Consider the following 12,350-nt stretch of genomic DNA (forward strand, 5'->3'; position numbering starts at 1 on the left):
CCATTATCTAGAAATATCTTGAGACGTCCAAGTATTTTCTTTATTACTGGACTCTTATTAGAGAGTAAAACTAAGCCTGAGATAGGGCTTAAATATTAATATACGAGGGGAGTGTTGACCATTCAACTGCAGGGGGGAAATTGTTATATCAATTATTCCATACAGAAAATATGATTCCTTACAAAGGGATAATATCTGAGATAGTGGGAAATGCTATTATTTCTCACCACGGATACCTTCAAGATTTTTTAAATCCAGATTTAGAATCGCCCTATTTAAATAGAGTGCGAGATAAGCAATTAAGAGGATTTGATGTTACACAACAATTCTTTTTTAAACATGTCATGAAAGAGAAAGATTTTCATGAGTATGTGGACAAAGCTACTGTAGAACTAGAAAGTTTCCTACTTAAAGAATCCCCAGAAAATGCTGAAAAACAATTAATGTTTTTAACTAAATTCATCTTTAGTACATTAATTGATGCCGATAGAACAAACACCCGATTATTTGAAGAAGAAAAAAGTGTAGAATCCGTAATAAATGTTGATGAGTTATTTGAGAAATACTACGAGAGACTCATGACAAAAATCAATTCTTTCAAAAAACAGCAGAATGCAAATACCCCTATTAACATGTTGAGAGCAGACATGTCAGATCAGTGTGATCAGTTCGCTGAGAGGCCATCAGGAATATATACGTTATCTATTCCAACTGGTGGTGGTAAAACATTAGCAAGCTTAAGGTATGCACTAAAACATGCAAACACCCATAATAAAAAACGAATTATTTATGTTGTACCTTTTACAACAATTATCGAGCAAAATGCGGAAGAGGTTCGAAGAATATTAGAGGATGAAGAAAATATTTTAGAACATCATTCAAATATAGTTGAAGAAGTGAATGAGCATGATGAAAATGAAGACGGTGTGGTTAGCATACAACAAAAATTAAAATTAGCTAAAGATAATTGGGATTCTCCTATTATTTTTACAACCATGGTTCAGTTTCTAAATGTGTTTTACGCAAAGGGAAATAGAAATACTAGAAGACTCCATAATTTAAGTGAGGCAATTATTATTTTTGATGAAGTGCAAAAAGTTCCTGTTTCATGTGTTTCATTATTTAATCAAGCATTGAATTTTTTAAAAATATATACTCGTTCCAGTATAGTCCTCTGCACTGCTACTCAACCTGCTTTGGACTTTGTAGAACAAAAATTAGACATAAATACGGATGCTGAAATGATTAATAACCTTGATCATGTAATTGAAGCATTTAAAAGGGTGAAAATCATTGATCAAGCAACTAATGAAATCTTTAATAAAGATAAACTCAAAACATTTATACATACAAAAATAGAGGAAGTACAAAGTATCCTCATTGTTCTAAATACAAAATCAGTTGTGAGAGATTTATATACACAATTACAGAGTCAAGGATTAAATATCCCTATTTATCATTTAAGCACAACAATGTGTGCAGCACATCGACATAAAATTTTAGAAGAAGTTAGAGAATGTCTCAAAGAAGGAAGAAAAATCATTTGCATCAGCACACAGTTAATCGAAGCAGGTGTAGATGTGAGTTTTGAGTGTGTTGTTCGTTCTTTATCAGGGTTAGATTCTATAGCACAAGCTGCAGGAAGATGTAATCGCCACGGGGAAAAGGGCATACAGAATGTCTATGTGATTGATTATGAAGAGGAAAACTTAAGTCATTTAAAGGAAATTAAAATTGGAAAGAAAATTACGAAGAAAATCCTTATGGATTTAAAACATAACGATAAAATACATGGAGGACATATTTTATCAAGAGAGGCAATGAAGAGGTATTTTAAAGAATATTATAGAGAATTTGAATCAGATTTAGATTACTTTATTCCAAAACTAAAAAAGAACATGACTGAGTTATTATCCGTACCAAGAATAGAAAATAGCTATCGTCGAGCATATATTCATAAACATGATAAAAAAGATATTCCATTATTTATTATAAATAGCTACCAGACAGCGGCCAAACATTTTAACGTCATTGATGATATAACCACTTCAGTTATTGTCCCATATGAAGAAGGAAAGGATATTATCGCAGAATTAAATAGCAATAATTCCATTGAGGATCTGACTCGATTATTACGAAAGGCACAGCAGTATACAGTTAACGTATTCAACTATGAAAAAGAAAAATTGATAATAAATGATGGACTCGTATACTATCTTGATGGGAAAATTCTAGCCTTGAAGGAAAGTGCTTATAATGATGAATATGGTTTGAATGTGCTTAATGAGAGCGATTTTAAGACAGCTATATTTTAAACTCTATCTTTGTTTGAGATAGGGTTTTTAATCGATGTTTTTATACCACATCAAAAGAATTCTTAAATTTCATATAATATATAATCGCTAAATATTGATATAGTTACATAGGAGGAGTATCATTAATTTACTAGAAAAATATAGAAAATGAAAATGAAAAAGGAGGAAGAATCTTTGCGGAATTCTATTGAATTTGAGGTTTTTGGTGATTACGCACTTTTCACAGATCCTTTGATGAAAATGGGAGGAGAAAAGTTAACTTACCAAGTACCAACTTATCAAGCTATCAAAGGGATTGTTGAATCAATCTACTGGAAGCCAACTCTTCTTATGATTGTAGATAAAATAAGAATTATGAATGCAATCAAAATGGAATCAAAAGGTATTCGTCCAATTGAATATGGTGGTGGAAATACACTCGCAAATTACACATATTTAAAGAATGTAAGATACCAAGTTCAGGCTCATTTTATCTTTAATCATCATCGACCTGATTTAGCTTTTGATCGTAATGAATATAAGCATCATAACATCCTAAAACGTTCACTTAAAGTTGGAGGACGGCGAGACATTTTTTTAGGAACGAGAGAATGCCAAGGATATGTGGAGCCTTGTGTTTTTGGCGAAGGAGAAGGCTTTTACGATAATTATGGTGGAGATATTCATTTAGGCACAATGGTTCATGGGCTTAATTATCCTGATGAAACAGGTAGGAATGAATTAGAAGTTCGATTATGGAATCCGGTAATGAGAGATGGAATTATTCAATTCATCCGACCAGAAGAATGTACAAAAATCCGTAAAATATCCAAGATGGATCCAAAGATTTTTGACAGTTCAAACGTTGAATCAGTTGATGAGCTTATAAAACAATTAGAAGAAGGAGGTGAATAAATGAGTTGGCTATTGAATTTGTATGAGACCTATCAATCAAATTTAGATCGAGTCGGTAAAATTGAAAAAAAATATAATGGCCAAGAATATACATTGCTACCTATTTCCCACACTACTCAGTCAGCAAATATTGAAGTTTTAATTACAGAAGAAGGGGAGTTCCATTCAGCAACAGTCATAGATAAGAGCGACGCCAATACATTGATCCCTTGTACAGAAGACTCTGCAAGTAGGTCTGGTACCGGAGCGTATAAAGTTCCTCATCCATTACATGATAAATTAACTTACGTTGCAGGTGATTTTGGTGAATACGGCGGCAGTAAAAAAGAAGAGGAGTCATTTGGCTATTATATCGAACACCTAAGGAATTGGGTAGAATCCCCATATTCTACAGATAAATTAAAAAGCATTTACAAATACTTAAGAAAAAAACAATTAGTGAAAGACTTGGTAGAAACCAAAATATTATGGCTTGATGAAAACCAAAAGCTGATTGGAAAATGGGATAAAAAAGTTGAAGTTTTTCTGGGGAACAAGCCCGAAATCTTTACAGTGCTTCCAGCTGGCCAAGAAGCCGCGTTTGTTAGATTTACCGTGTATTCTCCAAATAAGATGCTATCAAAGGTATGGCAAGACAAAGAAATACATAACTCCTTTATTAATTTCTATGATGGCCTCCTAGATAATGAAGATTACTGCTATGTTACAGGGGAAATAAAACCGAGTACTGATAAACATGCGAAAAAGATTAGAAATGCCAGTGATCAAGCAAAGTTAATCTCTTCAAATGATTTAAGAGGTTTCACATTTAGAGGAAGATTTACTACGTCAAATGAAGTAGCGAATATTAGCTATGATGTGTCCCAAAAAGCACATAATGCATTGAAATGGCTTATTAACAAGCAAGGAAAAATTATCGATCAACGTGTATTTCTTGTATGGGGCAATGATGCAGAAGATGTTCCAGATATTGTAGAGGATAGTTACAGTATATTTTCTATGGATATAAGAGGAACTAAAAAGCGAGAAATAAAATCCTATACACATGAACAATTTGCCAATGAAGTTGCTAAGGCAATTGATGGTTATAAAAATAATTTATCTTCCAGTGAAAATGTAAATATTCTCTTGCTTGATTCAGCGACAACAGGTAGATTAGCGGTTCTTTACTATCGTAATATGGATAAAAACCTTTATTTAAATAGGTTGAAGAACTGGCATTCTACATGTGTCTGGGAGCATGGTTACCGTAAAAATGCAGATAATGAATTTGTTAAATTTTATGGGACACCGTCAACCAGAGATATTGCATTTGCTGCTTATGGGCCAAAAGCAAACGAAAAAGTAGTCAAGAGTTTGATGGAGCGTATGCTTCCTTGCATCATAGATGAGAGAAAAATCCCTTTCGACATTGTTAGAAGTGCCTTTCAGCGTGCATCAAACCCTCTATCAATGGAAAAATGGGAATGGGAAAAAACATTAAGTATTACATGTGCATTAATTAATAAAATGGAGGGATATCAATTGGTATTAGATAAGGAAAATAATAATAGAGATTATCTCTTCGGACGCCTTCTAGCGGTTGCGGATGTTTTGGAAAGAAAGGCATTAAATAATGGTGACCAACGTGCTACAAATGCTAGGAGATATATGAATTCCTTTTCACAACATCCGGAAAGAACATGGAGGACCATTCAAGGGGCCCTACAACCGTATCAAGCACGTTTAGGGGAGAAAGTTTGGTATTATAACAAATTAATTGATGAGATTGGCTCAATGATAAAAATTGAAGATTTTAATAATAAACCACTGTCTGGAAAATACTTGTTAGGCTTTTATAGTCAACGGCATGAATTGTATCAAAAAAAAGAAAAAAATGTTTCACTAAATGATGTAGTAAATATTGGAGAGGAGAATTAAAAATGAAAACTTTAGATCACAAAATCGATTTTGCAGTTGTTCTATCAGTTACAAAAGCTAATCCAAATGGAGATCCTTTGAATGGAAATCGCCCAAGACAAAATTATGATGGACATGGTGAAATCTCTGATGTAGCCATTAAACGAAAGATTAGAAATCGTCTGCAAGACATGGAAGAATCTATTTTTGTTCAATCAAATGACAGGAAGGTAGACCAATTTAATAGTTTAAGGGAACGAGCAGAAACCAATGTAGATTTAGTCAAAGCGTTAAAATCGAAGGATAATCCACATGAACAATTTGCTGCAATTGCATGTAAAGAGTGGATTGATGTAAGAAGCTTTGGACAAGTTTTTGCCTTTAAAGGGGGAGCTGGAAAAGGTGTCTCTGTTGGAGTAAGAGGACCTGTTTCAATTCATACGGCAACGAGTGTTGATCCGATTGATATTACTAGTATGCAGATTACGAAAAGTGTAAATTCTGAGCCCGGGAAAGATAAAGGTTCAGATACGATGGGGATGAAGCATCGTGTTGATTTTGGAGTCTATGTTTTTTATGGAAGTATTAATACGCAATTAGCAGAAAAGACAGGTTTTACTAACGAAGATGCGGAGAAGATTAAAAATGCACTGGTTACATTGTTTGAAAATGATGCATCAGCAGCACGCCCTGAAGGAAGTATAGAAGTACATAAAGTTTGTTAGTGGGATCATAATTCAAAACTTGGTCAATACTCATCTGCAAAAGTACATCGTTTATTAGAGGTTAAACGGAATATTGACGAGCCAAAAACAATCGATGATTATACTGTATTGGTACATGAATTAGATGATTTAAAAGTTGAGATTATTAATGGAATGTAATAAAAAGCGTCAGAATAGTTGAAAGAAAGTATTCTTATAAAGATATACTCTATCAATTTATTAAATGAAAGTCGCATCTCTTGCAGGTGCGTGGATTGAAATGACACTATGAGAAACATCGATTCAAACGGTATCGTCGCACCTCATGTAGGTGCGTGGATTGAAATAGGATATGGAAGAATCAATTTTTGTTCAATCGAAGTCGCACCTTATATAGGTGCGTAGATTAAGACTGGTAAGATAATTGATAGTAATTTAGTGTCTCTGTTGGAGTAAGAGGATCTACTTCAATTCATACGACAACTAGTGTTAATCCGATTGACATTACTAGTATGCAGATTACGAAAAGTGTAATGTCTGAGCCTGGGAAAGATAAAGGTTCAGATACGATGGGGATGAAGCATGGTGTTGATCTTGGAGCTTATATATTTTATGGAAGTATTCATATGCAATGAGCAAGGAAGACAGATTTTACCAAAGGTGATGCGGAAAAGATTAAAAATGAACTGGTTACATTGTTTGGAAATGATGGGTCAGCAGCACGCCCTGAAGGAAGTATAGAAGTACATAAAGTTTGTTGGTGGAAACATAATTCAAAACTTGGCCAGTACTCTTCCGCAAAAGTACACCGTTTACTGGATATTAAGCGGAACATTGACGAACCAAAAATAATTGATGACTATAACATTTTGGTAAAAGAATTAGATATTTTAAAAGTGGCTATTATTGATGGACTGTAATGAAGAAAACGTTAGAATAATTGAAGGAAAGCGTATTTATTAAAAAGTTAATCAACCATTTATTAAAGAAAAGTCGTACCTCTTGTAGGTACGTGGATTGAAATCATTGGCGGTAGTTCATAAGTAACAACAAATGGATGTCGCACCTCTAGTAGGTGCGTGGATTGAAATATGATATTCAAAGAGCCTGAACAAGTGGAATCGAGTCGCACCTTATATAGGTGCGTGGATTGAAATATAATTGAATATGAGCTGCCGCCGATGGAAGGGACGTCGCACCTTATATAGGTGTGTAGATTGAAATATGGAAATGGAACGTTCTTACGGATCAAAAGAAGTCGCACCTTATATGGGTGCGTGGATTGAAATATGTAGCTGGTATTAATGCTTTGTGAAAAACAAGTCGCACCTTATATAGGTGCATGGATTGAAATTAAATTACTTGCTGCCTTATCTAGATTACTTTCGTCGCATCTCTTGTAGGTGTATGGAGTAAGACTGATAAGATAATTGATAGTAATTTAGTGTTTTTGTTGGAGTAAGGGGACCTACTTCAATTCATACGGCAACTAGTGTTGATCCGATTGATATTACTAGTATGCAGATTACGAAAAGTGTAAATTCTGATCTTGGTAAGGATAAAGGTGCTGATACGATGAGTATGAAGTATCGTGCTGATTTTGGAGTATATGTCTTTTATGGAAGTATTAATACATAGTTAGCAAAAAAGACAGGTTTTACTAACGAAGATGCGGAGAAGATTAAAAATGCACTGGTTACATTGTTTGAAAATGATGCATCAGCAGCACGCCCTGAAGGAAGTATAGAAGTGCATAAAGTTTGTTGGTGGGATCATAATTCAAAACTTGGTCAATACTCCTCTGCAAAAGTACACCGTTTATTAGAGGTTAAACGGAATATTGACGAACCAAAAACAATTGATGATTATACTGTATTGGTACATGAATTAGATGGTTTAAAAGTTGAGATTATTGATGGAATGTAATAAAAAGCGTCAGAATAGTTGAACGAAAGTATCCTTATAAAGATATACTCTATCAATTTATTAAAGGAAAGTCGCATCTCTTGCAGGTGCGTGGATTGAAATAAAGACCATTTGACCGAGAATGATAGAAGCAGGGATGTCGCACCTTAAATAGGTGCGTGGATTGAAATTGGTTATTTTCCATTCGTGTTTTATGCTCCTCTGTCGCACCTTATATAGGTGCATGGATTGAAATTTTAAGTCGTATACAACAGTAACACACAAAGAATATCGCACCTCTTGTAGGTGTGTGGAGTAAGGCTGATAAGATAATTGATAGTAATTTAGTGTCTCTGTTGGAGTAAGAGAACCTGTTTCAATTCATACAGCAACAAGTGTTGATCCGATTGATATTACTTGTATGCAGATTAAGAAAAGTGTAAATTCTGAGCTTGGGAAGGATAAAGGTTCAGATACAACGGGGATAAAGCATCGTGTTGATTTTGGAGTCTATGTTTTTTTATGGAAGTATTAATACACAGTTAGCAGAAAAGACAGGTTTTACTAACGAAGATGCGGAGATGATGAAAAATGCACTGGTTCCATTGATTGAAAATGATGCATCAGCAGCACGCCCTGAAGGAATTATAGAAGTACATAGAGTTTGTTGGTGGGATCATATAGTTCAAAACTTGGTCAATACTCCTCTGCAAAAATACATCGTTTATTAGAGGTTAAACGGAATATTGACGAGCCAAAAACAATCGATGATTATACTGTACTGGTACATGAATTAGATGATTTAATAGTTGAGATTATTAATGGGATGTAATAAAAAGCGTCAGAATAGTTGATAGAGTATCTTCTTATAAGGAGATACTCTATCAATTTATTAAAGGAAAGTCACATCTCTTGCAGGTGCGCGGATTGAAATTTTTAAAGCCAGCCTTCCAACCCAAAAAGTTAGTGTCGCACCTCTTATAGTTACGTGAATTGAAATTGCTAGTGCTAAACGTCTAAAGGAATTGTATGGGCCGTCACACCTCTAGTAGGTGTTTGGATTGAAAGTGGTAAGACACTTGATAGTATTTTATTAAGTCTAACGCATTAAATACCTTTTGATTAACGTTCTTCACAATCTTGAGAAAGAAGGAGTCTTTTGGTAATGCGTTAACTTTAATTAAAATTTCTTGAAATATATAACGATATTATATAATATATAGGTATATTGTTAGTTTAATTGATTCCGTTTATTCCCACACCTTATTGTGTTGTGGTTGAGTTGTAGAAGCAAGTTGCGTCTTGTTTCAATTTTGAAAGGGCTTCTTTGAGCCGATTAGTGTATATATAGCTTATTTTGCTATACACATTATTAATCGACTTGAAGAAGCTCTTTTTGTGTTGTTTTCAAGTTCGCAGGCGGGGCCATGTATCAAAATATAGCAAATTAAACAGTTAGGGGAGATAAAACAAAATGAAAAAAGATTGTAGACACTTACGACTAGTACCAACAGTAGAGGAGCATAAAACACGAATAGAGGCAAATGAGACATATCAACAGAAGTCATATGCTACATCTACAATGTCATCTGAAACAAGAGGAAGATTAAATCAAATGCGAGGTTGTTTCGAGGCTGAAATTATATTACCAGTTGGTAAATTTCAATACTTTAAACCACATGCTATGAATGAAAAAGAAGCCATTCAAGAAATCGCATTATTTATTGAAGGGATACAGGAAATGAACATAGGCTATGTTATCTTATGGCGCTTTGTTGGGCAACAAAGTTTTTATAGTGGTACTAAGATCGTAGCCGAACCAAAGTTTCGTAAAATCATGCGTAAGTTGAAAGATTATCTTTTTGACTACGAAGAACTTATTTATGAAACAGAAAAGTAAGAAGGATAGAGGGATATAGATATGAAAAAAGATAAGATTTGGACAGTATTAGATGATCCAAAAGAGCAGGAAACAAAAGAGCAATCCCAAGAGCCGGATGATATTTTTGCTGGTATGGAAGAGCTATCGGAGATTACAGATGATGAACTACCATTTTAAGCAAGTCGAGGTAGTTTATAGAGGGTAAAAGGAAGAACTAAGTGATGTATATACTTGGATCTTCCTTTTTTTATTGCAAAAAGAACTTTGGAGGGAAATATATAATGCGCATAGGTAACGATTTAGCGGCGGGATATTATCCAACACCACTATTAGAAGGGAAACACTTAATACAGTTATTACAAATGGAACCAGAGCGAGTTTATGCTTGCTTTGATCCATGTTGTGGAGAAGGTACAATTTTACGAAGTTTTGCAGATGAGGTGAGACAGGTTAGCATACAAATTGATACATATGGTGTGGAAGTAGATGCAAATCGATATGGAAAAGCAAAAGAGCAATTAGATGAAGTGGTATGTTCGGACTTTGAAAGTATGATGATTAGTCATGACTACTTTCCGCTTATTTTTTTAAATCCTCCTTATAATACGGAGCTTCGTACAGAAAATACAAAATCAGAGAAAATGGAGTTCAACTTCCTAAAGCGTGCTCACCTTTATTTACAAGATGGTGGGATTATGGTGTATGTCATTCCATACGACAAATTTGCTAGGGACGATATTAGCTATTTTATAGCAAAACATTATGAGGAAATAGGATTAATGCGTTTTGGCGATGAAAATGAAGAATTTGAGCAATTTAAGCAATGTGTTTTTATTGGCCGTAAGCGTGCAGCTACGAAGAATGATACATATTTCAATGATCGATTTGCTAATTTTTGCGAAAATATGTCTGACCTTTCTTTCGTCAAAAAACATGTAAATACATTAGCAGAAATGGTAAATCGTAAGGACTGGGCTATACCAGAATTGCGTCATCAAAACAAACTTATTTTTACATCACGAGTGGATTATAAAAGTGCTTATGAAGGAGTTGGGAAATCGGAAGGTATCTCGTCGTTCAAAAAGCGTTTAAATAGAGGGAATGGTTACTCACTTCAAGGTGAGAAAACAGCTGCTGAAAGAGCGAAAATGCCGATTGCTTCCGGACAATTAGGACTATTGCTGATAACAGGTGTGGCAGACGGCTTACTGGGTGAAGGAGATACACTCCATGCGGTCCGTGGATCTGAGAATGTGTATTATGAAACTTCATTTGAGCCACTTCAAAAAACAACGAAAGAAGTTGTTTTACAAAAACGCCGCGCGAAATTTATCATCGCAACACCGACCGGTGAAGTCAAAGAACTTGTCTAGGAAAGGAAGAAGGCTATGTCTGTACTATTAGGAATAGGAGCATTATTTATCGTATGGGAATTTAGTAATCGTATGTTTCGTATTGCTATTGTACTTACAGTCATTTGTTTATGTGCTTCTCAATTAGGTGCAGGTACATATTTGGAAGTATTAGAGCAATTCTCAGCGTTCCAAGGTGCAGGTAATATGCTACATGCGGCTGAACAATCATTACCAGAGTGGAAACAGTTTATAGATTTTTAGCCAATAAATTGAATGAGTAGGACATGAGACGTATCGAATAAGATGCGTTTTTTATTTTAGGAGGGAAACTTATGATACAAGAAATAATTCAACAAGATACATTTGACCAGGAACAAACACCAGCAATGTTGCAATTGGAGACAGCCGTTGCCTCACATACAGCTTTTTGTTTTGCAATGGCAGTAAATCGTCATCAACAAATCCAATTTGCAGTACTAGGTGCGAATGACAGTACATTAAAGTCATTCCGTGCTGCCATATCAATGGGAACTAATCGTTTGTATTTTGGAGAGGGAAAAAAAGAAGAATTACATTACATTTTAGATAAAAAAGTGAATGTAAACTCAAAAGGTCAGTTTGAATTTATTAACACACAAACAGCAAATAAGAAGAAGGCAATTATTGCATTTTCTAGAGAATTAGAAGAAAAGTATATTGTTGCAATTGACGAAGCGCCAGAGAAACAAGTAAGGGATTTCCTAATGGCTCCTCCGTATGGTTTACCGATCTTAGAAGAATGGGCGAGGCCAATTTATGAGGAGATGCTAACAAGAGATCTATTACAACCGTTAGAGGTGTATTTTGATAAGAATGAGTTTTCTTCTCTAACGATTGCGCAAGTCTTACTAAAAGAAACGGATTGTAAAGAGTTTTTATCAGAAATGATACGCTCTGGGAAATGTCAATTTCCGCAAGAAGGTACAGGTGAAAAAATCAATGAAATTAATGATTTAAATGAATACCTATTGGAATATTCACCTGACATGCTTGATAAGGTTACAAAATTGGATGAGCCCTTACATCAACCGATGAAAGATCAGGCATTATCTCATTTTGATACATATCAAAGACCATTATTCCCTGTACAAGCACATGTAGCAACAGGTGTAGCAAAAGCTTTACAAGTACAAAAGGGAATCATCTTGCAGGGGGAAATGAGCACGGGCAGTGCGGCACGTTCCGCTATAAGTGTAGCTTAAACACGAAAAGCGGGGGCCAAATCTTATTAAGATTGGTTACAACACTTTAAACGATTTACAGGGTGAAAATTCCCTGTCATGACTAATATTCCAATTCAAGTCATGTCTATGAGACTCCTACATGCGCCTATCATTCCAATGTGATAGGGGTCTGA

At 34.8% G+C, this 12,350-nt stretch carries 7 protein-coding genes and 5 pseudogenes; all 12 read left to right on the forward strand.

Annotated features, from left to right (window positions below; all coding sequences use genetic code 11):
• Positions 1–140 precede the first annotated feature (140 nt).
• Entirely contained in the window at positions 141–2,315 is a 2,175-nt protein-coding gene (gene cas3 / locus MR168_RS29330) for a CRISPR-associated helicase Cas3' (RefSeq protein ID WP_242291697.1), read from the forward strand.
• 174 nt (positions 2,316–2,489) lie between these two features.
• Positions 2,490–3,209, forward strand: coding sequence for a type I-C CRISPR-associated protein Cas5c (gene cas5c / locus MR168_RS29335; RefSeq protein WP_003319726.1), 720 nt, complete (start codon positions 2,490–2,492; stop codon positions 3,207–3,209).
• Complete coding sequence (cas8c, locus tag MR168_RS29340; RefSeq protein ID WP_000118651.1) at positions 3,210–5,129, forward strand: type I-C CRISPR-associated protein Cas8c/Csd1; 1,920 nt, start codon at positions 3,210–3,212, stop codon at positions 5,127–5,129.
• Between the two features lie 2 nt (positions 5,130–5,131).
• Positions 5,132–5,992, forward strand: a pseudogene (gene cas7c, locus MR168_RS29345) (type I-C CRISPR-associated protein Cas7/Csd2).
• A gap of 260 nt (positions 5,993–6,252) precedes the next feature.
• Positions 6,253–6,732 (forward strand): annotated as a pseudogene (locus tag MR168_RS29350) (type I CRISPR-associated protein Cas7); the annotation flags it as partial.
• A gap of 526 nt (positions 6,733–7,258) precedes the next feature.
• Positions 7,259–7,738 (forward strand): annotated as a pseudogene (gene cas7c, locus MR168_RS29355) (type I-C CRISPR-associated protein Cas7/Csd2); the annotation flags it as partial.
• A 328-nt stretch (positions 7,739–8,066) separates the two neighbouring features.
• A pseudogene (locus tag MR168_RS29360) lies at positions 8,067–8,549 on the forward strand (type I CRISPR-associated protein Cas7); the annotation flags it as partial.
• A 642-nt stretch (positions 8,550–9,191) separates the two neighbouring features.
• Complete coding sequence (locus tag MR168_RS29365; RefSeq protein WP_000710696.1) at positions 9,192–9,617, forward strand: DUF6018 family natural product bioysynthesis protein; 426 nt, start codon at positions 9,192–9,194, stop codon at positions 9,615–9,617.
• 21 nt (positions 9,618–9,638) lie between these two features.
• A complete protein-coding gene (locus MR168_RS29370) occupies positions 9,639–9,776 on the forward strand; it encodes a hypothetical protein (protein WP_000710813.1) in 138 nt (45 codons plus the stop codon).
• Positions 9,777–9,880: 104 nt separating this feature from the next.
• Entirely contained in the window at positions 9,881–10,972 is a 1,092-nt protein-coding gene (locus MR168_RS29375) for a DUF6094 domain-containing protein (RefSeq protein WP_001219637.1), read from the forward strand.
• Between the two features lie 15 nt (positions 10,973–10,987).
• Entirely contained in the window at positions 10,988–11,215 is a 228-nt protein-coding gene (locus MR168_RS29380) for a hypothetical protein (RefSeq protein WP_000114815.1), read from the forward strand.
• A 71-nt stretch (positions 11,216–11,286) separates the two neighbouring features.
• Positions 11,287–12,171: pseudogene (locus MR168_RS29385) on the forward strand (hypothetical protein); the annotation flags it as partial.
• Positions 12,172–12,350: the final 179 nt, after the last annotated feature.

It is taken from the genome of Bacillus cereus group sp. BfR-BA-01356 (assembly GCF_022663635.1).
In the GTDB taxonomy this organism is placed as follows: Bacteria; Bacillota; Bacilli; order Bacillales; family Bacillaceae_G; genus Bacillus_A; species Bacillus_A cereus.